This window comes from Halobacillus sp. Nhm2S1, from assembly GCF_019599545.1.
Taxonomy (GTDB): Bacteria; Bacillota; Bacilli; order Bacillales; family Halobacillaceae; genus Halobacillus.
Genome location: NZ_JAIEZV010000001.1, coordinates 93,688 through 119,724, shown reverse-complemented (window position 1 = coordinate 119,724; position 26,037 = coordinate 93,688). Strand labels below are relative to the sequence as shown.

Genomic DNA, 26,037 nt, shown 5'->3' with positions numbered 1-26,037 from the left:
CAGGTCCTTATTCGGCAACAGGGTTGATTCCTTGCGGGACATCGATGGGCTCCTCAAGATCATAGGTGGAAAACTTGCTTACATTCACCCCATTGAACTTCACTTTTTCAAAACCGAATTGTCCTGCTGTTGCAAGGATGGCTTCAACCATAGTCAAGAGCTGCTGCTCACCCGCCCATGATTCATGTTGAAGATTAATACTGACTACTCCTTCATCTGCTGTCACTGTATTGAACTGAACATGCTCTGGGACAGCCGGGCTTACATAGAGACCTCTTCCTCTTTCCTTCATCATAGAAAGAGCATCCTGAAACGTCGGAGAACCATCCACCGATATTGGAGCCAGCAAACGTTCAGGGGAATCTTCGTATTGATACAATTGAAAGATGTACTCTCCTTGTTGAATGACAGGAACTTCAGATATTTCTCCGTAACTTCCTAGTGAAACAGGATTCCCAGACTCGGTTTGAACGATGATTTCATCCAAATTGAAGTTTTCCAAATCCCAACGAATGCTTTCAACGATCGCGCTCGCCCATGCAGAGCCACTAACGTTAAAACCATCAGGAAACGTAACGACAGCCGAACCTTCTGTTTCATCGACCTGATATTCCAGTTCTCCAACAGCTCTCTCAGCTAAACCGTACCTTTCTGGTGTAAATGACGCCTCTTGCTTTTGAGGAATGGGAAGGATGACTTCCCCATTTTTCCCTGGATACGAACGTGTAGTATATCCATCTTCATCTTTACTTAAAACAAGTGAGTCAAGCTCTGTGTCAGGCTCTCCTTGTTTTTCTTCAAGTTTTGATGCGTTCTCTTGGGTCTGATTTTCATCATTTTTTTCGGACGGGAGATTTTTTTCCTCACTTGAAGGTTCGGTTTCCTTGATTTCAGCATTTTCTTCTCCATTTTCTGAAGGGGGAGAATCAAAAGAAGGAGTCGTTTCTTCATTTGCTGTTGAAGATTCTGCATTTTCATTCGTACGATCAGCAGACTCTTCTACCGTAAGCATTCCATTGTTACTGAAAAAGACAGGAATGAATACAGCGAGCACCAGCAAAACTGCAATGGTAGCTAATCCTGGAAACAGCCATGGAGCTGCCTTTCTTTTAGGCTTATTTACGCGTGAGGAAACCTTTTGATAGAGCAAGTCTTTCGATTGGCGGTCTTCCATAGAAGGGAGGTTACCTAATGCTTCTTTTATATCTTCATCACTACGCTTCTTCACGATCTCCCCTCCCTTCTTCCATTTCTTCTAGTATTGTCTTCAGAGCTTTCATGGCGCGATGTTGAGTCGTCTTCACTTTACTCTCACTCCAGCTTAAGATTTCTGCTGTTTCCATTATGGACAGGCCCTGAATGAACCGAAAAATCAACACACTTCGCTGATCGACCGTACATTTGTCCAGCGCTTGATAGACTTGTTGAATTTCATCATTTTGAACAGCAATCTCTTCAGGAATTTTATTTTGATCTTTAATCTGCTCGCCTTTCTCCGTCCAGTCAAAGAACTCCATGAAGCGGTTCCTCTTTCTTTGTTGTTTACGGAAATAATCTATGGCTACGTGTCTGGCTATGGAAAACAACCATGTTTTCTCAGAGCTCTTGCCATTAAATGAATCGTATGATTTCATGACCCTTACATAAACATCCTGAACCAGGTCCTCGGCAAGACTTCTGTCCTTGACCATATAGATCAGAAACTGAAACAGGTCATGGTGGTAGTTTTCATATAGTTCATCAAAGAACGTTCGCAATGGTGGTACCTCCTGGGTCACTTTAGTAGTCGTTTTATGTATGAAAAAGTTACACTATCTATCTTAATATGCAAAAAAAGAAAAAGGAACCGCGTTTCCCTAAGAAAATCACCGGCCTCCCTCTCTATCCCAACTTCAACTATAGCTCCCTTACTTGAGGACTCAGTTTCGAGATGGTTGTGTGAGTTTCGAGGGTCCGGGAAACAGTTCGCTTTCCATGGGGCGGGCGGTGAGCCTCCTCAGGCTACGCCTTCCGGGGTCTCACCTGTCCCACACGTCCCATAGGAGTCTCACCGTTTCCCTCCGCCCCTTTGCCATGGGGGATTCTCGAAACCCCTTCTAAAAAATCGGCTCGTATGTTTGAGGGAAGTGGATGATTAGAACACTCCCACAGTACTTAAATGCTTGATTCAAAGGCTTTGCACCTCTAACAGTTGGATAGTGGGAGCCTCTAACTTCGTACAGGGGTTCGTTTCTCACTTCCATCGAAAGGGGTGGTTGGAAAGCTACGAGACTCCCGCGGGAATGGATCGACTGGCAAGACCCCACAGTGCGAAAGCATTAGGAGGCATGCCGTCATCTCCGCAGGAAAGCGAGTAGCTTACCAGCCACCCCTGACGCCCGACAAGGCAACGAACCCCGGAAACATCTCAAAACTGAGTCTTCAAGAATCCTCCCATTAACTATAATAAATGACAGGGTTAAGATAGCAAAAAAGCTACCCCTTGTTTGGGTAGCTAAGATACTTTCGATATGGCGTTTCTTTTTTCATAGCGTTGGAAGAGTGTTCCAAGTATCGGGGATAAGGCCAATATGAATACAGTATTCGATATGGCATGATTGAGATCCATCGGGAGGCCGGCTAAATAATACGCCCAAAATGGCTGCCCGGCTGCCCGCATCGTCAGGGAAAGGACAACGCCATAGAAAAGTCCGCTGATAAAGCCATAGATGGAAAGGCCCCAGGACGGCAATTTCGACCAATATTTCCCTAGTAGTCCAGCAAAGATTCCTATGAGCGACCAGGCGATGATCTGCCAAATCGTCCATATTCCCATGCCCAGCAACACATTGGATACGAAGGTCGTAAGGAGAGCAATGAGGATTCCCGCACTAGGTCCGAGCCAGAAACCAGCGATAATGATGATCGCGGTCACCGGCTGGATGTTTGGCAAATGAGCTAAGGCCATCCTTCCTGCAATGGCTAAGGATGCGAGCATAGCAATCAATGTGAGTTTATAGGTATTCATGATTCATCATTCCCAGGATTGATAATCAAAAACGATTTCGTCTCCATCCTCTACTTCGTACTCATTAGCTCCAACCATGGCTTCTTCACCGTTAATCGTATACATCCAAGCCATTTTTTCTTCTTGATTACCAGCAACCCCTTCGATGCTGTTGATAAACCCTTCGGATTGTTCCACTTCATAGTTATCTTCCATGACTTCCATAAGGGTGGTTCCTTCTTCTACTGTAATTTCATCTTCTGCCATCATTTCTTCGCCATCGTTTTTAGATAGCTGAACTTGTACCGTAACTTCCTGTACTTGTTCTTCCTGTGTGGCGGATGTTTCTTTTTCCTCTTGTGTTCCACATCCAGCTAGTACGGCAACAGCTAAAATCATGGCTGTTAAAACAGTGTTCCATTTTTTCATGACAATCTCTCCCTTTTTAATTGTATTTCACGGCCAGGAGGAGAGAAGAGTGAAGACAACCAAGTGACATGTATGTAGCAAGCGGAAAGTGCTTTCCTTCCATAAAAAAAGCTTACCCTTCTACAAGGGTAAGCTTAAGACAAGCGAAAGGATAAGATCTAAGTTACACGTCATACCGATCGGTTGTCTCAAATGCTCAATCCCCGAAGCTTTGAAACATTGGATCAGGCAGGTCTACTGACTTGTGCGTCATCCTAATCAGGACCCTTCCCATGCCAGACAGCACAGTGGAAATTCCTTTTCGTCTACACTTACAGTTGCGAGGACAGTTCTGGTTTTGCACCAGATTCCCTATCAAGTCTTTTCAGACACCTGAATCCTCTTCATATGAAGTTTCCATAGACAAGATTACAACAATTTTCCGAATATAGCAACATTATTTTTCCTTATGGTAAAAAGGAATCTTAAATGTGAAGGTTGTCCCTTCTTTCAATTTACTATGGACACTAATGGTCCCTTCATGGGCTTCTACAATGTTTTTCGCAATGGCAAGCCCGAGTCCCGTGCCTTTTTTGTAGTTCTTATTTTCACGTTTTCTCGATTTATCTGCTTTATAGAAACGCTCGAATACAAATGGAAGATCTTCTTCCGCAATTCCGTACCCCGCGTCTTTGACACTCGCAACCCATTCATTCTCATCTTTTTCAAGAATCACCTGGACCTCACTGCCTGGGTCGGAATGTCGGATCGCATTATCAATCAAGTTTGTGAACACTTGTTCAATACGATCAGGGTCAAAATTGAGGAACCCGAAGTCTCCATCTACCTTCAACTGCAGGTCTACGGCTTTTTCTTTGGCGATTCCGCTGAATTTACGTATGATTTTGTTGAGAAAAGGCTCGATTTCCACGGATTCTTCATTCAACTGAATATGCCCCGCTTCCATACGCGCTATATCCAGGAGCTCGTTTACGAGACGACCGATTCTCAACGATTCATCATGAATGATTTGTGCGAGCTCATTTTTGTCTTCTTTTGATTCCGCAATGTCATCCACGATGGCTTCACTGTAACCTTGAAGCATGGATATCGGCGTTCGCAATTCATGAGATACATTTGCGATAAAGTCTTTGCGGAGCTTGTTCAGTCGTCTTTCTTCTGTCATGTCCCGAAGAACCGCAACAGCTCCACGTACTTTTTCTTTGTCATACAATGGGGTCATGATGATCACCCAGGACCTGCCCTGTAACGTCATCTCGATCATGGATTCATTCTCATCTGTAATGACATCATTGAACAAATCCCTCAATGGTTCCGGAAGGGATGTTTTTTGATCAGCGTTGGTCGATGCAGCGTCCCTTTCGAACTCGTAGGCTTCTAAATATTGCTGCGCAGGAGGATTGGAAATGAGCACATCCCCTTCACGGTTAAATGTAATGACGCCATCTGCCATCGACCTCAAAATTCCTGAAAGCTGTTCTTTTTCTTGATTTAAAGCATTGATATGAAACTTCAACTCCCGCCCCATCCGGTTAAAGGCCATCGCTAATTCACCGATCTCGTCATGGGTACGTATAGGGATTTTCGTGTTGAATTCGCCTTTAGCGAGTTCGAGTGCTCCTTCTCTCATTTTAATTAAAGGAGCTGTGATACGCGTCGATAGGAAAAAAGCGAAGATGGTCGTTAATACAATAGCAATGCCAGCACCCAGGAATATGATTTTTGTCGTCTGCTCGGATGTTTCTTCAATCGTATCCAAGGATTGATAGACAAAGACAGCTCCATCCTTGTTATTGAGCGGCGTTCCGACAACCATGACTCCCGTTTCCCCATTTCCTAGATCCGCAACTTTTTTTACATCTGCGCCTTCTTTCAGAACGGTTGCTGTGTCTTCGTCATTTTCAAACCATGCAAAGTCAAGCACGGGAAGAGAATCGGAATCACCTTCCGAAACCAGCTGCTCCCCCTCTCCCGTTACAATAACCGCACGACTCGCCGGGTCTTTAACTAGGGCGGTTGTTGAAAGTAAGAGGTCTTCCTCTTGTTCATAGCGATCCACCACATCTGAAATTCGATCAGCCGTTTGCAGCAAATGCCTTTCTGCTTCAACAACATGATAGTTTTGAAAGAACTCGAGGAGAAGAACAGTTAAAATGAATAAGACAAAACAAACCAACAGTAAGATGGTGAACCATAATTTTCCGACTACACTACGCCAGAACATCAGTCACCAGATACCTCAAACTTATAGCCGATTCCCCAAACCGTAACAATCATCCCGGCTGCTTCTGCAGAGACTTTGCTTAATTTTTCACGGAGACGTTTGACATGTGTATCCACCGTCCGAAGATCACCGAAGAATTCATACTGCCATACTTCTTTCAGCAATTGTTCCCTGTCAAAAACTTTATCCGGAGACTGCGCCATGTAGTGAAGAAGTTCGTACTCTTTCGGTGTCAAAGCCACTTCCTTCCCATCAGCCTTCACACGATGGGCGTCATTATCAATGGTCATATGAGGGAAAACAAGCACATTGCGGGCGGATGTTTCCGTCTCTAAGAACTTCGTTGAAGAAGAACGGCGCAGGAGTGCCTTCACTCGTAGAACGACTTCTCTTGGACTGAATGGTTTAACGATGTAGTCGTCTGTCCCGACTTCAAAACCTTGCACGCGATTGGCCTCTTCTCCTTTTGCCGTAAGCATGATGACAGGAGTCGCTTTCTTTTCACGCAGCTCTTTACACACTTCAATCCCATCTTTACCAGGAAGCATCAAGTCGAGCAAGATCACATCATATTCATTCTGAAGGGCTTTTTGCAGGGCTTCTTCCCCGTCTTCCGCTTCATCTATGACATAATCTTCTCTTTCAAGGTACATGCGAATCAGACGTCGGATTCGTTCTTCATCATCCACTACTAACACTTTCGCTTCTTGATCCATATAAAAACCTCCAAATCGTAGAAATGGTACTTCTATGGTGCCATGATCTTTATCCTTTACACAAAGGGCAGGCGGAGTTTATAAAAATCTCGCCTGCCTTTTGTTTTATGCATAAGAATGTAAGCCTGAAATAATTAGGTTGACCGCAATCAAATTGAACATAATGATTCCAAACCCACCGACTGCGAGCCATGCGGACTTCATTCCCTGCCATCCTCTGGACAGGCGCAAATGAAGGTAGGCCGCATAGAAGAAGAAAGTAATCAGGGCCCAGACTTCTTTCGGGTCCCATCCCCAGAACCGATCCCAGGCTTGTTGAGCCCATATCATGGCGAAGATGAGTGCTCCCAGTGTAAATACAGGGAACCCGATAGCCACGGCGCGGTAGCTTACTTCATCAACAAGTTCAGGATTCACTTTTTTGTTTAAGAGTGGTTGAATAGCTGCTGCGATCCGCTTTCTTAAGATCAGCCTCGTCCCCCAGTATAAGACCACTCCACCAAGAAGTGCCCACAGGAAGGTATTGAATTTCTTAGCCGCATCCTCTCCGCGCATCCATTCCGGCGCCTGGAACAACGGAGACATAGCATCTTCACTGATCAATTCTCCATTATAAGGCCCTGTAATGGCTGGCATATTGTACGTAATCTCTGCCTGCTGCCCTTCAATCGGCGCCTCAAAGGTCGCTTCATAATTCGTGGCACTGAATGAAGATGAAACGATAATGAAAGCAAGAGTTACGGCAATAATATAAATGACAACTTCGAGCCAAATCGTATGTTTGGAACGTTTGCTCTGGTCCACCTGGCTGATTAGGAAAATCAAACCTGCCACAAAACTAACGGATAAAATCCCTTGACCAAGAGATGCCGTTGTTACGTGGATGTATAACCAGTGTGACTGCAACGATGGCACCAGGGGTGAAATCTCTGTCGGGAACATGCTTGCGAATGCAATCAGTAAGAGGGCAATCGGTAAAGCAAATAATCCTAAGAGATCCACTCTGTAAATAAAGTAGAGAACGATGAATGCAAATACAAGCATCATTCCGAAAAACGTCGTGTACTCAAACAAGTTACTGATGGGGGCATGACCACTTGCAATCCACCTAGTAATAAAGTAACCGATTTGTGTGATAAAACCGATGATCGCAAGCGTAATTCCGATGTTTCCGGCTATACGGCTCTTTCCTTTCTTTTTGTCACGGATGGTGCCCGCGAAGAAGAAAGTCGCTATTAAATAGATGAAAAAAGCAGCGTATAGCAGATTGCCGCTTATGGCTGTCCAATCTCCCATTATTTCATCCTCCTGACTCTATGATTTCATTTCATACTGGTCCTGAGGGGCCTCGATGTGAGTGCCTTCAATTGATTTTTCAATTTCCATTCTCAAGGCGTACCAGTTTTTATTCGTATGTCCAGCAATCCAGGCTCCATCTAACCTTGGCTGCAGCCAGATTCGGCGGTGGTTCCAATACATCCCCTGGATCACACCGATCATGAAGATTGCGCCTCCCAGGGAAATGATTCCTAATGTATGATCCTTTTTCACGGTTAAGCCTGTGACATCCCGCGTATCGAAACCTGTAAGACCAAGTTTATATTGGTTATTTTCTCCAGCGCCGATGTTCGCTCCTATACCTAGAAAACTAGTTTCCGGTGTTTCTTCACCAGGTGGGTACAAATTGAATACGAAAGCTGGGTTCTTCGGATACTTGGATACGGAAGCAGGCTGACCATCCTGCATTTCATACTCTGGGAAATAATTCACGACCTCTATTCGGAACCCGCCGTCCAGCTCATATGTAGATTGAGGGTCCGTCAAATCGACTGTAAACTCACCATAGTTGGTATCTTCATCATCCTGATCATGGATTTTGAAAGACATTTCACTGAACTCGTCCAATTGATAACTCGCCTGATAGAGGGCAAAGTCATCAAACTTCAATGGATTGTTTAACGTGGCTGAACCTTCTTTGATTACGTCAAGATCTGGATCAGCTCCAGCGACTCCCTGATTCGTCCGCTCATAAATAACAGCGTCTGTCCGGAACGTTTTCGGAATCGGTCCATCCTGATTTTCAATGGCTTCTTTAAATTTTGCATCATCCGGGTTGTCTTTATCATAGGTTTCTAGAGTAAAGGACTCATTCTTAATATAGTACTCGCCTTGCGTCCCAGGGATCAATGTGGTTTCCCCTTCTCTCACCCAAACATGTTCATCGACATAAAAAGCAGGAATGAACCGGAGTATTGCGCCTAATAGGAAAATAATAAGACCGATATGATTGACATAAGGCCCCCACCTTGCAAAGCGGTTCTTCTCTGCCAGGATATGCCCATCTTGTTCATAAACCTTGAAGCGTCTTTTTTTCAAGTTGGCTTTGAATGTTTCATAATCGATAGAATCCGATTTCGTCTCCCCGAATACCCGCTGCTTTTTCATGAAAAGTTCATGACGCTTCGGTTTCTGCTTTTTCAATGTTTTATAAAGCGGGAAGAAACGATCAATGGATGCAATGACGATGGATATGCCGATCATGGCAATTAAAAGCATATACCACCACGAGCTGAAAAGGTCATGAAATCCGAGTTGATAATAAATCTGTCCGGCTATCCCGTATTGATCCTTATAGTGGGTTGCAGGATCTGCCCCGCCTATAAACACAGATTGAGGAAATATCGTTCCGATGGCAGATGCCACAACGGTGATAAAAATCAGGGTGACCCCTACCTTTACGGAGGAGAAAAAGTTCCATATTTTATCAATGATCGTACGATTATAGGTTTGAGAACGACGGGCACTTCCATCGTAGCGCATGTTAAGCAGCTTTTTGTCTTCATTACCGTCGATGTGCTGGTTCTGCTCCACAGGTTTCCCGCAAGCTTCACAAAGCACCGTGCCCTCAGGATTCACATGACCACATTCACAGGTAATCTCTTTCATAGTAAAACCTCACAATGTCAAGTAGACTCTATTCCTCCGGTGCAATATCTTGCAAGTGGCCTTCAAGTTTGTCTAGCGTCAGTGGGCCGATGACTTGCTCTTCAATTTCACCTTCAGGATTGATGAATAGCGTAGAAGGAATGGGACCGATGTTATAAAGATCCATCACTTCTCCATTTTTGTCTTGCAGAATAGGAAAGGTCAGGTTGTATTCGTTCACAAAATTCTCCACAACAAGTTCAGTCGAATCGAGATTGACAGCTAGAATTTCGACACCTTTCTCTTTGTACTCCGGATACAACTCTTCCATATAAGGCATTTCATCTTTACATGGCTTACAATACGTTGCCCAGAAGTTGACCATCACGCCTTTTCCTCTAAGGTCACTTAATTGAACCGTCTCGTCTGTACCGAATTTTTTCAATTGAAAATCAGGGGCTTTCTCCCCTTTGGCAATCACTGACTGTTCATCCTTGCCGTTCGCGACGAGAGCGAACACGACGAGTCCGACCATCACGGCAAGCATAGCTGTTCTAAAGATGAGGCGCTTTCTTTTTTTCCTAATGGTTTCTTCCTTCATTATGACTCACTCCCAAACCATTATAACATTGATCGAAGGCTGTAAATTTGAACGTTATTCAACAGTTTTTTCTGCCAGTGCACGAAGCTGCTTCACTTCAAATGGTTTTAATGGCCGGTAATCTCCTGCGTTCATCCCATGCAGGTCCAGCGTTCCATACCGTTCGCGCTTCAATTTGTCGAGAGGATATCCTAGTGATTCGAACATCCGACGAACTTGACGGTTTTTCCCTTCATGAAGAATGATTTGCACGATGGCCGTATTCTTCTTCGAATCCGTCGAGTTAATTTTAGCATGGACGGCTTTCAAATATTCCCCGTCCACAGTCATTCCTTTCTTCAACTGCTTCAGTTGCTCTTTAGTAGGAATGCCTTTGGTTTTTGCGATATACACTTTGTCCACTTCATGACTTGGGTGCATAAGTAAATTAGCAAATTCCCCATCGTTCGTTAACAAAATCAATCCTGACGTATCGTAATCGAGCCTGCCAATCGGGAAAATCCGCTCCTGAACTTCCGGCAAAAAGTCTGTGACTACTTTACGTCCTTTATCATCACTGACACTCGAAATCACACCGCGCGGTTTATATAACAAATAGTAGACAGGCTCTTCTTTATCAATCGGTACGCCTTCTACTTCAACATCGTCGTTTTTACCAACCTTGGTTCCTAATTCTGTTACAACTTTGCCATTGACTGTCACCTTACCGTCAACAATCAACTTTTCTGCTTTTCTTCGTGATGCGACACCTGCGTGGGCGATCACCTTTTGTAGTCGTTCCATATCTGCCATACGACCGTCACCAACCTTCTTTGAAATCACTTTTTTTCATGAAACGAAGCCACGCTCACAAAGCGCGGCTTGTCCGTTCCTCTACATTATACACATTCTATAAAGTTTTGAACAAAAAATCACCCTATTAACCAAATAGGATGATTACAATGACAATTGATGCTATTATACCAACTAAATCGGCCATCAGTCCAACTTTCAAAGCATCTCCCATTCTTTTGATCCCAACGGCACCGAAATAAACCGTGATGATATAGAGAGTCGTATCGGTACTTCCCTGCATTACAGAGGCGAGATGGCCGATGAACGAGTCAGGACCAAACGTGCGGATCAGCTCCGTCGTCATACTGAGTGCGGCCGTTCCTGATATAGGACGTATGAATGCCAAAGGGAGAATTTCAGCTGGCGCGCCGACCAAAGACATAAGTGGTTCGAACAGTTTTACGATGGCTCCCATTGCACCAGATGCCTGAAACACAGCGATCGAGACCATCATCCCCAATAAAAAAGGAAGTAAGCTGATGGCAATTTGGATCCCCTCTTTACTTCCTTCCACGAATACCTCGTAAGACGGCACCTTCTTGATGGTAGCTGTGACCAGCACAAGCAGAATAATGGATGGGATAAGCCATATGCTGATCATAAGCGCATCGCCCTCTCCCTTTTATAATGAAAATAACGGTCGATCAATAAAGCGGCAATGGTGGAAATGATGGTTGCCAAAATCGTAGCCCCTACGATGGAAGTCGGATCCTGGGAATCATATTTCATCCGAATCGCAATAACAGTTGTTGGAACCAGCGTCAGGGAAGAAGTGTTGATGGCAAGGAGTGTAATCATAGACCGACTCGCTTTATCCGAACCTGACAATTTTTTTAGTTCCTTCATCGCTTTCAATCCCATCGGGGTCGCCGCATTTCCAAGACCGAACATATTCGCTGTCATATTGGAAAGGATGTAGCCAAGCGCGGGATGGTCTTTAGGTATTTCAGGGAAAAGACGTGTGACAAGAGGACGGAAGATTTTTGCCAGGCCGGCAAGGAGCCCTGCTTCTTCGGCAATTTTCATTAGTCCCAGCCAAAAAATGAGAACACCTGCAAGGCTCAACGTAATCATGATTGCCTCATCCAATGTCGAAAAAATTGCTTTATTCACGTCCTCCATCGTACCATTGAAAGCCGCATAGATAATACCTGTAACCGCAAGGAATGCCCAAATTAAGTTGACCATGGCGCAACCCCCACCATCCTGTTCAAGAAGTTTTTCACTTCTGAAAAGAAGGATTGAGAAGGGCGTTCATTCCACACAGGCGCTTCAACGATCGGGGTCTGTCCGATCATGAAGTATGTGACACCCGCTAAATTCGAATCCCCTTGCTGATCATATCGATAGAATGTTGCTTGAAGATCCTCTTTCTCAGATAAAGTAAGAGGGTAATAGATGTCCCTTGGGATATATAAAGATTGACCGTTCACTTCCACGGTACCTTCACTTTGAAGTTTGACCGTTTCAAAATGATCGAATCCCCACTCGAACATCCGTGTATGGTCCTGCCAGTCATCAGGAGCATTTAAAGTTACAGCGATCAGTTCCATGCCATCCTTTTGGGCACTTGTCACCAACGTTCGCCCAGCGGCTTTAGTAAATCCTGTTTTCCCACCATTCGTCGGTTCATAATATTGGGTCAGCAGTTTATTTTTATTTTTCCATGAGTATTCACGATTTTCAGAACGATACATTTCGCTGCCCGTCACTTCACGGAACGTATCATTCTTCATGGAATAGGCCATGAGCAGCCCCAAATCATAGGCACTTGAATAATGGGTTTCTCCATCCAGGCCATGCGGATTTTCAAAATGGCTGTTATTCATTCCAAGCCAAGCCGCTTTTTCATTCATCATCTGCACAAAACCTTCGACGCTCCCGCCCACATGTTCGGCAATCGCTACAGCGGAATCATTTCCGGACCTCAGCATCAGCCCATATACTAGATCTTTCAAAGGGATTTTTTCTTTCTCTGTCAAATAAATGGAGGACCCTTCTGTATAAACGGCCCTTTTACTTACTTTCACTTTTTCTTCCATCATTCCTGATTCAATGGCTATGATTGCGGTCATGATTTTGGTGGTGCTGGCAATCAATGTTGGATCATAGGCATTCTTTTCATATAAAACCCGGCCCGATTCCGCATCCATCAAAACGGCCCGCTCGGCAGAAACCGATATATTAGGATTCGCTTGTACCTGATCCACCATAAAGGTTGGAAGTAGTAAAGTCATTGCCACAGCTACATAAAAGAACCTTCTCAAGAGGACTTCCTCCTATTCACATCATTTGCTTCAACTTATGCAAAAGCGTACAAGCTTATGATTAATAGAAAAATCCATCCATAGAAGAACTACGGAAGATTAAGTTTCGAAATGTTTGTGTGAGCGGATTCGGGGCGGCGGGGATGCACTCGCTTTCCGTGGGCGTGCGGTGAGCCTCCTTGGACTGCGTCCTGCGGGGTCTCACCAAGCACTTTTCTCCCACAGGAGTCTCCCCATCCCCGCCGCCCCTTGCCATAGAAGTTATCGAAACAACTTTAATTAATAGCGCAGCTTACCAATACTAATGAATGTACGTGCTCTATTAAACCAGGTACAGAGCTCTTTATTGTAGGAAGAAGGGTGGAAGACACTAAATTGAAAGAAAGGGGTTCGCTTCTAATCGCTTCCAATCACCTTTGTCGCCCAATATGGTAAACGAAGTCCGCATTATCTCGAAACATAGCCTCCCACAATCGGAAGCTTATATAGAAAAAAGCTGTTCCTGGTAGGAACAGCTTTTTAGTCGTCGGCGAAGGGGTCTTCGCTGAATTTTTCGAAGAACAGGTCGGCGTCGCCTTCTTCGTCACCTTCGCCTTGCTTGAGTTCAGAAAGAGGCGGAAGCTCTTCAATAGACGTCAATCCGAAATAGATCAGAAAATCTTTTGTCGTTCCATATAGAATGGGGCGCCCTATCGCATCTTTCCTGCCTTTTTCTTCAATCAAACTGCGATTGACCAGTGTCTGGATGGCCCGGTCACTTTTGACTCCTCTTAAGTCATCGACTTCGATTCTTGTAATCGGTTGTTGATAGGCAATGATCGCGAGCGTTTCAAGAGCCGCTTGAGAAAGTCTTGTCGATCCTGGTGAATCCAAAAGACGCTTGTAGTACGAAGCATGCTCCGGCTTCGTGGTCAAATGTAACGTCCCTTGTGAGTCCATGATGGTAAGACCCCTGTTCTTTGATTGATAGTCTTTCATCATTTCTTCCAATAATGATTTGAACGTCTTCGCATCCAATTCCAGTAGATTGGTCAATTTCTTTTTTGTGATTCCTTCTTCTCCGGCCGCAAAGAGCAGACCTTCGGTGATCGCTTTGTAGTCTTCTAACTCCATGGTGCATCCTCCATCTTATATACGATTAGTTCATCAAAATGTTGTTGTTGGACACACACGATATCGTTGCTCTTCATCAATTCAAGTAAAGCGATGAAGGTAACGACGATATGCGGTCGTGTTCGTTTTTCAAATAACTGATGAAAAGGAGTGCCACCTGCTTGAACATCAATTTTCCCAAGAATTTCTTCCATTCTCATTTGAATGGGGATTTCATCTCTTCGAACTTTCGCTTCCTGCGGTTTTTCCGTTTTGGCACGCTTTAATAGATTACCCATCGCCTGAATCATATCGTAAACAGAAGCTTCACCAGGGCGTACTTCCGGCATCTCTTCTTCCCAACCTTCCATATTCAAAGGAGGCCGGGTATAGATGCGGTTGGCATCGAGTTCTTTTTCCTTCAGTTCCTCTGCCGCTTGTTTATATTTACGGTATTCAATCAAACGCCGCATCAAATCTTCACGAGGGTCATCTTCAAGCTCCCCCTCTTCGAATTCATCTTCCACGGTCTGATTAGGAAGAAGCATCTGACTTTTCATCGCCAGTAAAGTAGCAGCCATAACGAGATATTCGCTCGCGAGATCCAACTCAAGCTCCTGCATCGTATGGATATAGTTCATGTACTGATCGGTAATTTTGGAAACAGGTATGTTATAAATATCGATTTCGTATCGATTGATCAGGTGTAAAAGAAGATCAAGAGGTCCTTCAAAACCTTCCACTTTCACTTGGTAGCTTTTTTTCATATCATTCTTCCTTTACGGTCCAAGGTTCTTTTTATTAATGGTATCAAAAAATATCCTGCTGGGACAGTATGTATTTCATGGCTAAGCAAGTCTTTCGTCTTACGTCTTCCGTTGAGTTATACTATAGATATACTTACAATGTCTGCTAAATCAACAACCAAACTTCCAATGGTTGGATCAAAGGAATGGATGAATGATATGTATCCGAGAGCTTATATCGAATTCCTCGCTCATTTCCACGGTACGAGAGATTATTTCGAGTGTCATGAAATCCTTGAAGAATACTGGAAAGAAGTAGATCCAAGGAATCAATCTTCCATCTGGGTTTGGCTCATCCAAATTGCCGTAGCCATGTACCATGATCGCAGAGGGAACCAAAAAGGTGCCAGGACTCTGGTGCAACGGTGTTTACGGAAGAAACCAGAGCACGAAAAGGAACTCCCACTCCTTGGTCTGGACGGGGAACGCCTGGAAAAACAGCTGCAAGAATTTAAAGCCCGTTTAGACGCAGAAGTCCCCTACCGCAGCTGGAATATGCCCATCATTGATATGAAGCTTCTAAAAGACGTACACCTTTTATGCCAACAATGGGGCGCTGCCTACGGCTCTCCAAGTAACATGACCGATGAGTTTCTTGTGGACAAGCATAAAATGAGAAATCAGTGAAACGAAACAAAGGAGGTGTCGTGAATCGACACCTCCTTGTTCTTTATAGCTGTGACGAGGCACTTTCTTCATCACATTTCTCAATGAATGATTCTGTAGCTACATCAGCACATACGTCACACTCATTTTTGAAGTGATCACGGACACGGTGGATCATCTGTCTTCCAATCCCAGTGTTACGATGGGAAGGGTTGACGGATACGTGCTGAATGACAGCTTTGCCATCTTCTAAACGCACGCCGACCGCACCGAGGATATCTTCCTCTTTCCACAAAAATAGATTCCAATCAGGATTGGAATCGTATTCCTTTATAATTTCCTGAAGTGTCTTTACGTCTGAAACTTCAGGCATGAAAGAAAGCAAACCCATCGCAATCTTTTCAAATGATTTTTTATATCGAATTAACATATTAACCCCTCAATTATGAAAATAACTTTCCTAGAGTTCCAGATGATCAACCGATGGATCGAATTAAGAAATTGGTTACTTTCAATCATTGTCTAATTCTTCCTATATGTCAAGCTCACATGACGATGACGAACCAGTAGTATAAACCCCAGCCGATGCTGAACAACGATAGAAACGTAAACAGCATCCAATTTTTCATTTTCATTATACGTTTCCCCCGGTTTTTTGTGATTTGCCCCGGTACATAGAATATAGCATAGCCCCTAATTATTCAAGCCTGTCCAAAAACCGGCGTTTCACGACCGACCAGAGCCGATACCCGTCAGAACCTTTCCCTTTTACAGAAAATGGAATGAGATTCATCAGAGCAAGATAAGTATTGAAAAGGAAAGAGATCCGAAGGAGCGCGCCCCCCTCTTCCTTAAACCATAAAAATAATACGAAAGCCGTTATAGCATTAAATAATGGACCACCCATGCTGATCCAAGCTTTTTCGGAATCTTTGAACGGAGTCTTCCGTTCATTCACCGAGTAAGCTCCCTGGAAGAAAAAAAGGTGGATGTACACCTTTATCCTGTTTTTTTCCCATTGACCAATCACTTTTCCCCGACCAAGGTGAAGAACACTCTGGTCTGCCCGAAAGTACAGGCCGGGGAAAAGGTGACCAAGCTCATGGATAAACAGGCTTAAAGGTGCCACCATAAAAATCAATAAGAATAGTGTAACAATCATGAAGGGCTCATTCGGTGATTATTTGTCCTCGACACGGACCTTCTGCATCACATCTCCGACACGAACACGATCGACCGTGTCCACGCCTTCGACCACTTTACCGAAAACTGTATGACGTCCGTCTAGATGTGGCTGAGGAGAGTGACAGACGAAGAATTGGCTTCCTCCTGTATCTTTTCCAGCATGGGCCATGGAAAGGGTTCCTCGCTCATGCTTGTGAGGATTGCCTTCCGTTTCGCATTTGATCGTATAACCTGGGCCACCTGTTCCTGTCCCATTCGGGCACCCACCCTGAATGACGAAGTCAGGGATGACACGGTGGAAAGTCAATCCATCGTAAAATTCATCATTGGCAAGCTTCTCAAAATTTGCAACCGTATTCGGTGCTGCTTCCTCGTATAGTTCAATCTGCATTTTTTCTCCATTTTCAAATTCAATTGTTGCTTGTTTCATTTCTCATACCCCTCTCATTTTTCATAACTTAAATCGAGTCGTGTCATCTCTTGATAGCTCTCTCTTCTGACGACAAGCTGATGCTTTCCGTCTTCGACAAACACGACGGCCGCTTTTTGAAAGCGGTTATAATTGTTAGCCATAGCATAACCATACGCTCCCGTGCTGAAAACTGCAAGTCTATCTCCATGTTCAACTGGCGGAAGCGCCACATCCCATATTAGCATATCTCCAGATTCACAGCACTTCCCAGCTATGGAATACTCTTTTTCCGGCTTTTGATCCATTTTTTCTACAAGCGCCGCTTCATATTTCGCCTGGTAAAGGGCTGGACGAATATTATCAGTCATTCCACCGTCGACAGAAACATAGGTCCTCACCTCAGGGACTTCCTTCGTGGAACCGACGGTATAGATCGTTGTACCCGCTTCCCCGACGATTGCTCGCCCTGGCTCGATCCAGATTTCCGGCATAGGATAATCGTACTGGGAAGAGAGATTTTTCACTTCGCGAATGAGAGCATGGGCATATTGATCCAGCTCCAGAGGTTCGTCCTCTTTCGTATATTGAATACCGAAGCCGCCACCTAAATTCAGTACAGTCGCTTCATATCCGTAGTGGTCACGCCACTCTTTCAAGGTAGTGAAGAGTTTTCTTGTTGCCATTTCGAAACCACTAGTCTCGAAGATTTGGGAACCGATGTGGCAGTGAAGTCCGACTAAACGGATATTGGCATTCTCCTTGACTTTCATGAATGCCTCCTCAGCCTGGCCACTACTCAAATCGAAGCCGAATTTTGAGTCTTCCTGCCCTGTCAAAATATAATCATGGGTATGGGCTTCGATCCCTGGTGTCACCCTCAATAAGACATCCATCTGTTTGTTCTGCTCTTCGAGGATGGAATGAAGGAGTTCGATTTCATAAAAGTTATCGACGACGATACATCCGATCCCATGTTCTACCGCCATCTCCAACTCACGGATACTCTTATTGTTTCCGTGCATGTGGATCTTTTCTACCGGGAAGCCTGCTTCAAGGGCCGTATGTAGTTCTCCTTCAGAAACGACGTCCAAACTGAGTCCTTCCTGGTTCGCAACCTGGAGCATAGCGACAGAAGAAAAAGCTTTACTCGCATAGGCGACTTGCGCCGCTACCTGATTTTCTTTGAACGTCTGTACGAAGGCCCGCGCCTTTTTTCTAATTTCACCTACATCATATACATAAAGAGGGGTGCCATATTGTTCAGCAAGGTCCGCAGCTGGGACCTGTCCGATCAACAATTGCCCTTTTTCATTCACATCATGCTTCATCGTAACCCACCTTTTCTACTTACGGAGAAATGATAAAAAGAAAATGCCCCTTGAAAACAAAGGACATCAAGATTTATTTTAATTTATCACATTGCTAAAGAACGGGCAATACGATTATTTTTGACGATGATTGTTCTGAGGGTGAACCACACTCGGCCTCACTTTCAACGATGGCATGCTGAGGCGGAGAATGATCTGGACCGCCGCTTTTCCGTTGAACGGTAGAAATGGCCACAAATATGGAGTGTTCAATGACTTTGTATTTGCTAAAAGCAGAACATAAGCCAAAAATCCACACATAAGCCCTTTGATTCCGAATAAAGCGACTAAAATCACAAATAGGATACGTGCCATTTTATTGGCTACAGATAATTCATAACTCGGCGTTGAATAAGATCCGATGGCTGATACGGCGACGTAAAGGATGACTTCGGGTACAAACATTCCTACGTCAATGGCGATTTGTCCTATAAGAACAGCGGCAATAAGTCCCATAGCCGTCGATAAAGGCGTCGGTGTATGAATGGCCGCGATCCTTAACATCTCCAAGCCTAAATCGGCAATTAAAATTTGATAGATGATAGGGATCGAGCTCTCCTCATTGGGGCCGATAAAAGCAAACGGTTCGGGAAGCAGATCCGGCTGCATGACGAACAGCATCCATAATGGCAGAACAAATACTGAGGCAAAGATCCCAAAGAAACGCACCCATCGTACAAAAGTCCCTACAGGAGGAGACTGCCGGAATTCCTCTGCATGCTGCACATGGTGAAAGTACGTGGTGGGAGTAATGATCGTACTTGGGGATGTGTCGGTCATGATGACCACGTGGCCTTCAAACAAATGGGAGGCGACGACATCCGGACGCTCCGTATATCTTACGAGCGGAAACGGGTTCCTTCCCTGGTTCACAATATACTCTTCAAGACTTTTATCAGCCATCGACAAGCCGTCGATATCGATTTTTTGAATTTCATCCTTTAATAACTGCACGAGACCTGGATCGGCTACGTCTTTGATGTATGTGATACAGACATCTGTTTTCGAACGATTTCCGACCTGCATGATTTCATTTCTCAAACGTTCATCTCTGATGCGACGACGTGTAAGAGCTGTATTTTCTATGATGTTTTCCGTGTACCCGTCTCTTGAACCACGGATGACCTTCTCCGTATCCGGTTCCTCTGGAGTCCTTCCCGGATATGTCCGCACATCGACGATGAACGCCTCTGTTTCGCCATCGACGAAAATGACCATCAGACCGGAAAGCATCTGCGTGATACACTTATCGATGTCTGAGGTTGTTTCTACTTGCTGATGAGGGATTTCCTCTTTTATGGATTTAAATACAGAGTCGACATGGTCTTCCGTATCATTCATTTCCATCAATTGACGCATCACTTCAACAACAATTGGAGTCTCGACTAACCCGGTGACATAATAAAAATTCACTTCAACACCGAGCAGGGTCAATGTACGGAAACCGGCATCAAATGATTGGTCTACGCCAATTCGTTCATTCATCGTCTTTCGGTTTTGATCAAGCTTCATGACGATGGGCGTTTCTTTTTTCTTCTCAGGCATAAACCTCCACTCCTTGAAATTCATTTATCCTTTTGGCTTGAAAATGACAGCAACGATAAATCCAAACAATATCGCAGATGCAATACCTGCAGATGTCAATTCGAAGATCCCGACGGCAACTCCGATAAAACCATGTTCATCCGCCTGTTCCATGGCCCCATGCAAAAGAGAATGCCCGAAGCTTGTGATCGGCACAGTCGCTCCTGCACCGGCAAATTCAATAAGGTTATCATAAAGATCGAACGCATCCAGAACCGCCCCAGCGACAACGAAGGAAGACATCACATGGGCAGGAGTCAATTTAAATACATCCAATAAAATCTGTCCGATTACGCAGATGCTCCCCCCGACGATGAACGCCCATAAAAACGTCATGACTGCCCCTCCCCTCTTGTGAGGACGACAGCATGAGCAATTCCTGGAATTGATTCTTTCTGCTGAAGCATCATTGGACTCATGAGGGCACCTGTCGCTACAATTAACACCCGGTTGTATTTTCCACTGATCAGATCCTGTACAATTTTTCCGTAGGTGACAACAGCTGAGCACGCACATCCGCTTCCTCCGGCAAACACAGGTTGATCGCTGTGAAAGACCAGCAGCCCACAATCTTTGTGAACATCACTGATATCAAAACCGTCCTGTTTCATCAGGTCCTTCAATATAGGGGTCCCGACAGCAGACAAGTCCCCTGTCGCAATCACATCATAATCACCGGGAACCCGTCCCATATCCTGCAGGTGTGTTTTAATCGTATCCCAGGCAGCAGGTGCCATCGCTGAACCCATATCAAACGGATCTTTGACATTGTAATCCATAACTTTTCCGATGGTTGCAGCTTCTACCTTGATCTGTGATGGGGTTTTCGAAAGAAGGGCGGCCCCGCTTCCTGTCACAGTGAACGTAGCGGTTTTTGGCTTTTGTCCTCCATACTCTGTCGGGTAACGGAACTGACGCTCAGCTGTACAGTTGTGTGAGCTAACGGCTACTAATGCTTGTTTAGCGTATCCTGATGAGACGAGTGCCGCTCCTGTCGCAAGGGTTTCCATACTCGTCGAACATGCCCCGAACATGCCGAGTACGGGAATGCCTAGGTGTCTCGCCACATAGTTCCCTGTGACGTTTTGGTTCAACAGATCCCCCGCTAAAAATAAATCAATATTGGACTGGTCCACCCCTGCTTTTTGCAAGCATGTGTTGACCGCATCGGTCATCAATTTGCGTTCGGCAAGCTCCCAGTTGGATTCACCGCAATGAAGTTCTTCATGTATGACGTCAAACGTATCTTTCAGTGGACCTTCTCCTTCCATCGGTCCTACAGCTGTGCCCGTGGATTGTAAGTACACAGGTTCTGTAAATGTCCATGATTGTGTTCCCGTTTTTGCCATATGCATTTCCTCCTAAAAAATAAGCGACCACACGTATCGAATGATTCCTAGTACATAAGCAGCAACGACACCGAATACAATGACTGAGCCTGCTAACTTGAATAAGTTGGTGGCCACCCCTAGTACAAGGCCCTCGGATTTGTGCTCCAGTGCCGCTGAGGTAATCGAGTTCGCAAATCCAGTGACAGGAACCGCTGAACCAGCACCAGCAAACTGACCGAGCTTATCGTACACACCAAAACCTGTAGCGAGAGCAGACAAAAGAATCAGAGTTGCTACCGTCGGATTGATGGCATTTTTTTCACTATAATCGAACCAGTGGATATACATTTGAGTTAGGAGTTCACCAAACACGCATATCAATCCACCTACAATAAAAGCTTTGATACAATTCATTACATAAGGCGGTTTTGGCTGGTATGATTTTCTCGCCTTATCAAAATTTTTCTCATTCAGCGGTTGTTTATCCACACTGCTTCCTCCTCATCACAAATCGTTCACCTGACAAAAATAATCCATTGAAATAAAGAACCCGCGATTTTCCCAAGAACGAGTGCCATTAAAAGAGTGAAAAGGAAGCCATCCACTCCGATTCTTTTGAATAAAAGAGGAAAGACGTTGAGGACCTCTGTGAGAGCAGCGGCCAGCATCCCGACAAAAATCCCATGGAACAGCCCCCATATGACAAGTCCGATCACAGTCATTTTCACAGGTCCATCGCCAAAGGAGAGGTAAATCCCAGCAAAAACTCCAAGAATCACAGCCATTTCATAACTGCGGAGTTTTGATTCCGAGTGGCTCAACTGCATGAGTCTCGGGACGATGCCAAGGACTGTTAAAAAAGCGACAAAGCCGGTTCCGACTGCAATGCCTGCAGCAAGTCCAATGAGTACTTCAACGATCCACATCCTGTTTTTCCACCTTATTCTCTTTTATGGCCACGTAATGATCGAGGTCTTCCTGATAGTTGAAGATCTCAACCTCCATCGGACTCGGCTCTTCATTGAAACGTTTTTGGAACCAGTGGTTAAAAAATAAAATCATCCCAATGCCAAGACCAATAGAATACGGCACTTGAATCCATAATGGATGCTCTACTTTCTCCCCGGTCAACATAAAGTGTAATTTCTGTTGCACGGCCTGCATGCTCACATCATAATGGAAGTTCATGATCGCCATCGCTGCTCCGATAAAAAGCAGGACCCATATCGCACTGATCAGTAAGGGGGATGGCTGTTTCTGGTGTTTCTCCACATGAACCACACATTGATTCGGACCGATCAGCTCGACTTCAAGTTCTGGGAATTTCTCAATGACTTGCTCAATGATCATGAAAGAGTCGATGACGACAATGTTTTGATCCTCTTCCGTGACTTGATGCAGGACCATCTGTTCCAAGACAGGTTTATGACGCTTTTGCCCCGTAACACGCGCCACATCCTGCAGCCGTATCTTCGCCAAGGGTGGAACATAGATCGATTGTTTTGTACGTATATAGACAGGAGTCGCCAATCCTACCGCCTCCCCTGCGTAAATTTTTCTTAGACTTATTATGTGTGAGAAAAGAAAAATCATACGAAGAGTCCTTGAGTGTGAATGCTGATGATCTTAGTGGCTTTTTGAAAAATAAAAAAAGCTGTACCCTTTTAGGTACAGCCCTCAGCTTGTATCGTTCATTGTTTCCTTCATGTCGGCGAGAATCTTCTTTTCCAACCGTGATACTTGAACTTGCGAAATGCCTAAACGCTCGGCCACTTCCGTCTGTGTTTGATCTTTGTAATAACGCAGATAAATGATCAGCCGCTCCCTTTTGTCCAGTTTGCTCATGACATCCTGGAGGGTCAGGTGATCGAACCAATTACTTTCTTCTTCGGCAATCTGGTCAACGAGTGTGATCGGGTCGCCTTCGTTCTCATAAACCGTTTCATATATGGACTGAGGCGTGCGTCCAACTTCCTCCGCCTGGACGATTTCCTCCCTCGTCAGCCCGAGCGCATCGGCCAGCTCATTAACTGTCGGCGAGCGTCCATATTCCTTTAACAGCTCTTCTTTCTTGGCACGGACCTTATGATTCAGTTCTTTTAAGCTGCGGCTTACTTTCACACTGCCATCATCACGAATAAAACGCTGGATTTCACCAATGATCATGGGTACGGCATACGTAGAAAAGCGTACATCATAACTCAAATCAAATTTATCGATCGATTTGAGCAGGCCGATACAGCCGATTTGATACAGATCATCCTGATCGTATCCACGTCTGAGATATCGCTGGACGACCGACCATACGAGACGGGTATTTTTTTCTACTAAAAAGTCCCTCGCCTCTTGATCGCCCGCCTGACTCTTTTTAATCAGTTCTTTGACATCTTTGTCGGACAGACGTTCTTTTGTCGTATCGCTCATAGGCGGCGCCTCAATTACACAAAGCGCGGGTTGACGTCAACTGCTTCGTCATTCGGATTGTCGTTCCGACCCCGGGCTCTGAAGTAATATCTACGCGATCCATGAAATTCTCCATGATGGTAAAACCCATTCCCGAGCGTTCCCATTCCGGTTTCGACGTGTAGAGCGGTTCTTTGGCAATCTCGATATTCTCAATCCCCTGACCGCGATCCTGGATGATCAGTTCGATTTCTCCGTCATCAATGGCACAAGTAAGCATGACTTTCTCATCGTCTTTCTCTTCGTAGCCATGAATGATGGCATTGGTGACGGCTTCAGAGACGACGGTCTTAATATCCGTCAACTCCTCCATCGTCGGATTGATTTGACTGACAAAAGCGGCAACAGATACACGGGCCAGTGATTCATTTTCACTCACACTCGTAAATTCCAGCGTCATTTCATTTCGCATGATGCCACCCCCAACATCTCAAGCGCGGATGCCTCATCATCCACGAGCTTCATGATTTTGAACATTCCCGACATATCAAACAATCTCCGAACCTCAGGCGAAATCGAACAAAGCACCATTTCATTTCCTTTTGCTTGTACCTCTTTATAACGACCGAGCATCACACCAAGGCCTGAACTATCCATGAAGGACAATTTTTGTAAATTGACAATCACATGTTCGACACCGTTGTTCGCGAGCTCCTTCTGCCAAGCTTCTCGAAGCGTTGTAGCTTCATGGTGATCCAGCTCCCCATTTAATCGGACGAGCAAAACATTCTCTCTGACAGCAAAATTAACTTGAAGACTCAAGTGAATTACCTCCTCTGACTTTATAAGAGTCACTATGTCTTTTCGTACTTTTCGCTGTCATTTCCTGCTCGAAAACATAACTAGTGGGAAAATGCTAAAACCTCTGAAAGCTCGTCAAATTCTTCCAAGACCGCTGCCATAGAGCAGGGAATCCTGCTTTCTCCACATTTTCGGATGTTTCCAAACGGACTTTAGCTACTTCCTGATCTCCATTCTTCACGATCACCCATCCCATATGAGCGCCTTTTTCCAATGGAAGGTCTGACTTTTCCGCTACTTTCAGTTCTGTCTCATATTTGCTCTTCTTGTCATTTTTCTTCTTCAAAACAACGACATCTTTTTCCGGAGAAAGGTTCAACTCCAGAGGCTTCCCTCTTGTGATTTTCATTGTTTTCATCGTGTCGTCCTTCGAATAAAGTTTGACCCCTTCATATTGACTGAATCCGTAATCCAGTAAGCTCGTCACATCTGAATTCCTCATTTTCGGATTTTCTGCACCCATGACTACGGCAATCATATGCATATCATCACGCTTGGCTGAAGCGGTAAGGCAATATTTTGCTTCGTTCGTATAACCCGTTTTCAATCCGTCCATTCCGGGGTAGTTTTTGATCAGCTTGTTTGTGTTGACTAGCCAAAATTCATTTTCCTGTCCCTTACGCAAATAATCGTCGTAAATCTTTGTATAGTTCGTCACTTCATCATGGAGCAATAACTCCCTTGCCATCACAGCCATGTCATGAGCCGTACTATAATGATCTTCAGCCGGAAGACCGGTCGGGTTTTGGAATTGTGTATTTTTCAAACCCAAGTCTTTCGCCTTTTGGTTCATCTGAGCGACAAACTCTTTTTCACTCCCGGCGATACGTTCAGCCATAGCGACACTCGCATCATTGCCCGAAGCTACCGCAATCCCTTTTAGTAAATCTTCGACCGTCATCTCTTCACCGGCCTCAAGGAAGATTTGAGATCCTCCCATGGACGCCGCATGTTCACTGATGCGGACCTTCTCATCCAGCTTAATGCCGCCTTTGTCGAGTTCTTCCATGATCAACAACAGCGTCATGACCTTCGTCATACTCGCAGGGGGCAGCTTTTTATTGGAATCCTTATCATAAAGCGTCATCCCGCTGTTCTTTTCCATCAATATCGCAGACTTCGCCGAATTGACGATTTCTGTTGACTCCCTTTCTTCTGCAAAAGTCATGTTTACTGGAAAAAGTGAGACAACTAAACAAAGAGCGAGACACACACCCATCATTTTTTTCATAACCAAAACCTCCCATTGCTTTAAGTGACCCTAGCATTCCCTTACCATCTTCTTCTATACATAATTCAAGGTCATGAGACGGATGCTCGTCGGAATGTTGTCGTGTGTGTGCAAGAAGATTCTTATCAGTGGGATCCGGGATTTTATCAGTGACTTTAGGGCGTTTATCGGTGAGTT

Annotated in this window: 30 protein-coding genes and 1 riboswitch; of the genes, 1 reads left to right on the top strand and 29 read right to left on the bottom strand. The window is 44.8% G+C overall.

Annotated features, from left to right (window positions below):
• Positions 1-7: 7 nt before the first annotated feature.
• The 15 genes from K2225_RS00615 to K2225_RS00545 all read right to left on the bottom strand — a co-directional run bounded on the left by K2225_RS00615 (position 8) and on the right by K2225_RS00545 (position 14,841).
• Positions 8-1,228 (bottom strand): hypothetical protein, encoded by a 1,221-nt coding sequence (locus tag K2225_RS00615; protein ID WP_220583043.1) that lies wholly within the window; start codon positions 1,226-1,228, stop codon positions 8-10.
• A complete protein-coding gene (sigX, locus tag K2225_RS00610) occupies positions 1,215-1,757 on the bottom strand; it encodes an RNA polymerase sigma factor SigX (RefSeq protein ID WP_220583042.1) in 543 nt (180 codons plus the stop codon). Before sigX ends, K2225_RS00615 begins: the two co-directional genes overlap by 14 nt.
• Positions 1,758-2,494: 737 nt before the next feature.
• A complete protein-coding gene (locus K2225_RS00605) occupies positions 2,495-3,007 on the bottom strand; it encodes an ECF transporter S component (RefSeq protein ID WP_220583041.1) in 513 nt (170 codons plus the stop codon).
• Between the two features lie 6 nt (positions 3,008-3,013).
• A complete protein-coding gene (locus tag K2225_RS00600; protein WP_220583040.1) occupies positions 3,014-3,415 on the bottom strand; it encodes a DUF4430 domain-containing protein in 402 nt (133 codons plus the stop codon).
• Between the two features lie 210 nt (positions 3,416-3,625).
• A riboswitch (cobalamin riboswitch) is annotated at positions 3,626-3,806 on the bottom strand.
• 45 nt (positions 3,807-3,851) lie between these two features.
• Positions 3,852-5,639 carry an ATP-binding protein gene (locus K2225_RS00595; protein ID WP_220583039.1) on the bottom strand — a complete coding sequence of 596 codons (1,788 nt, stop codon included), beginning with the start codon at positions 5,637-5,639 and terminating at the stop codon, positions 3,852-3,854.
• Complete coding sequence (locus tag K2225_RS00590; RefSeq protein WP_220583038.1) at positions 5,639-6,355, bottom strand: response regulator transcription factor; 717 nt, start codon at positions 6,353-6,355, stop codon at positions 5,639-5,641. The genes K2225_RS00595 and K2225_RS00590 overlap by 1 nt, the downstream gene beginning before the upstream one ends.
• A 105-nt stretch (positions 6,356-6,460) precedes the next feature.
• On the bottom strand, positions 6,461-7,651 hold the full coding sequence (ccsB, locus tag K2225_RS00585) for a c-type cytochrome biogenesis protein CcsB (RefSeq protein ID WP_220583037.1): 1,191 nt from the start codon (positions 7,649-7,651) through the stop codon (positions 6,461-6,463).
• 18 nt (positions 7,652-7,669) lie between these two features.
• Complete coding sequence (gene resB, locus K2225_RS00580; protein WP_220583036.1) at positions 7,670-9,301, bottom strand: cytochrome c biogenesis protein ResB; 1,632 nt, start codon at positions 9,299-9,301, stop codon at positions 7,670-7,672.
• Positions 9,302-9,329: 28 nt separating this feature from the next.
• Positions 9,330-9,881 carry a thiol-disulfide oxidoreductase ResA gene (gene resA / locus K2225_RS00575; RefSeq protein ID WP_220583035.1) on the bottom strand — a complete coding sequence of 184 codons (552 nt, stop codon included), beginning with the start codon at positions 9,879-9,881 and terminating at the stop codon, positions 9,330-9,332.
• A gap of 54 nt (positions 9,882-9,935) precedes the next feature.
• Positions 9,936-10,664, bottom strand: a complete 729-nt coding sequence (locus K2225_RS00570; protein ID WP_220583979.1) for a pseudouridine synthase — start codon at positions 10,662-10,664, stop codon at positions 9,936-9,938.
• Between the two features lie 136 nt (positions 10,665-10,800).
• Positions 10,801-11,316 (bottom strand): spore maturation protein, encoded by a 516-nt coding sequence (locus tag K2225_RS00565; RefSeq protein ID WP_146815955.1) that lies wholly within the window; start codon positions 11,314-11,316, stop codon positions 10,801-10,803.
• Positions 11,313-11,903, bottom strand: a complete 591-nt coding sequence (locus K2225_RS00560; protein WP_220583034.1) for a nucleoside recognition domain-containing protein — start codon at positions 11,901-11,903, stop codon at positions 11,313-11,315. Before K2225_RS00560 ends, K2225_RS00565 begins: the two co-directional genes overlap by 4 nt.
• A complete protein-coding gene (locus K2225_RS00555; protein ID WP_220583978.1) occupies positions 11,891-12,952 on the bottom strand; it encodes a D-alanyl-D-alanine carboxypeptidase family protein in 1,062 nt (353 codons plus the stop codon). The genes K2225_RS00560 and K2225_RS00555 overlap by 13 nt, the downstream gene beginning before the upstream one ends.
• A 549-nt stretch (positions 12,953-13,501) precedes the next feature.
• Entirely contained in the window at positions 13,502-14,095 is a 594-nt protein-coding gene (scpB, locus tag K2225_RS00550; RefSeq protein WP_220583033.1) for an SMC-Scp complex subunit ScpB, read from the bottom strand.
• A complete protein-coding gene (locus K2225_RS00545) occupies positions 14,086-14,841 on the bottom strand; it encodes a segregation/condensation protein A (RefSeq protein ID WP_220583032.1) in 756 nt (251 codons plus the stop codon). Before K2225_RS00545 ends, scpB begins: the two co-directional genes overlap by 10 nt.
• A 138-nt stretch (positions 14,842-14,979) precedes the next feature.
• Between K2225_RS00545 and K2225_RS00540 the strand changes: the two genes are divergently transcribed.
• Positions 14,980-15,507, top strand: coding sequence for a DUF309 domain-containing protein (locus tag K2225_RS00540; RefSeq protein WP_255574062.1), 528 nt, complete (start codon positions 14,980-14,982; stop codon positions 15,505-15,507).
• A gap of 43 nt (positions 15,508-15,550) precedes the next feature.
• Here the strand turns inward: K2225_RS00540 and K2225_RS00535 are convergent, their stop codons facing one another.
• From K2225_RS00535 to K2225_RS00470, 14 genes are all read right to left on the bottom strand, one after another.
• On the bottom strand, positions 15,551-15,916 hold the full coding sequence (locus K2225_RS00535; RefSeq protein ID WP_146817799.1) for a GNAT family N-acetyltransferase: 366 nt from the start codon (positions 15,914-15,916) through the stop codon (positions 15,551-15,553).
• 267 nt (positions 15,917-16,183) lie between these two features.
• Positions 16,184-16,618 carry a M50 family metallopeptidase gene (locus K2225_RS00530; protein ID WP_255574249.1) on the bottom strand — a complete coding sequence of 145 codons (435 nt, stop codon included), beginning with the start codon at positions 16,616-16,618 and terminating at the stop codon, positions 16,184-16,186.
• Between the two features lie 48 nt (positions 16,619-16,666).
• Positions 16,667-17,101: a peptidylprolyl isomerase gene (locus K2225_RS00525; protein WP_220583030.1), complete on the bottom strand. Its 435-nt coding sequence runs from the start codon at positions 17,099-17,101 to the stop codon at positions 16,667-16,669.
• A gap of 14 nt (positions 17,102-17,115) precedes the next feature.
• Complete coding sequence (gene lysA, locus K2225_RS00520; protein WP_220583029.1) at positions 17,116-18,411, bottom strand: diaminopimelate decarboxylase; 1,296 nt, start codon at positions 18,409-18,411, stop codon at positions 17,116-17,118.
• 114 nt (positions 18,412-18,525) lie between these two features.
• Positions 18,526-19,995 (bottom strand): spore germination protein, encoded by a 1,470-nt coding sequence (locus K2225_RS00515; RefSeq protein WP_220583028.1) that lies wholly within the window; start codon positions 19,993-19,995, stop codon positions 18,526-18,528.
• Between the two features lie 24 nt (positions 19,996-20,019).
• Positions 20,020-20,370 (bottom strand): stage V sporulation protein AE, encoded by a 351-nt coding sequence (gene spoVAE, locus K2225_RS00510; protein ID WP_206945248.1) that lies wholly within the window; start codon positions 20,368-20,370, stop codon positions 20,020-20,022.
• Complete coding sequence (spoVAD, locus tag K2225_RS00505; RefSeq protein WP_220583027.1) at positions 20,367-21,383, bottom strand: stage V sporulation protein AD; 1,017 nt, start codon at positions 21,381-21,383, stop codon at positions 20,367-20,369. Before spoVAD ends, spoVAE begins: the two co-directional genes overlap by 4 nt.
• Positions 21,384-21,395: 12 nt before the next feature.
• A complete protein-coding gene (gene spoVAC, locus K2225_RS00500) occupies positions 21,396-21,839 on the bottom strand; it encodes a stage V sporulation protein AC (RefSeq protein ID WP_242517721.1) in 444 nt (147 codons plus the stop codon).
• Positions 21,840-21,880: 41 nt separating this feature from the next.
• Positions 21,881-22,291 (bottom strand): stage V sporulation protein AB, encoded by a 411-nt coding sequence (locus K2225_RS00495; protein WP_146817819.1) that lies wholly within the window; start codon positions 22,289-22,291, stop codon positions 21,881-21,883.
• Entirely contained in the window at positions 22,278-22,895 is a 618-nt protein-coding gene (locus tag K2225_RS00490) for a stage V sporulation protein AA (protein ID WP_255574061.1), read from the bottom strand. The genes K2225_RS00495 and K2225_RS00490 overlap by 14 nt, the downstream gene beginning before the upstream one ends.
• Before the next feature lie 147 nt (positions 22,896-23,042).
• Positions 23,043-23,789 (bottom strand): RNA polymerase sporulation sigma factor SigF, encoded by a 747-nt coding sequence (sigF, locus tag K2225_RS00485; protein WP_146817825.1) that lies wholly within the window; start codon positions 23,787-23,789, stop codon positions 23,043-23,045.
• Between the two features lie 10 nt (positions 23,790-23,799).
• A complete protein-coding gene (gene spoIIAB / locus K2225_RS00480; RefSeq protein WP_220583025.1) occupies positions 23,800-24,240 on the bottom strand; it encodes an anti-sigma F factor in 441 nt (146 codons plus the stop codon).
• Positions 24,225-24,590, bottom strand: coding sequence for an anti-sigma F factor antagonist (gene spoIIAA / locus K2225_RS00475; RefSeq protein ID WP_089654062.1), 366 nt, complete (start codon positions 24,588-24,590; stop codon positions 24,225-24,227). The genes spoIIAB and spoIIAA overlap by 16 nt, the downstream gene beginning before the upstream one ends.
• A 94-nt stretch (positions 24,591-24,684) precedes the next feature.
• Entirely contained in the window at positions 24,685-25,860 is a 1,176-nt protein-coding gene (locus K2225_RS00470; RefSeq protein WP_220583024.1) for a D-alanyl-D-alanine carboxypeptidase family protein, read from the bottom strand.
• Positions 25,861-26,037 lie beyond the last annotated feature (177 nt).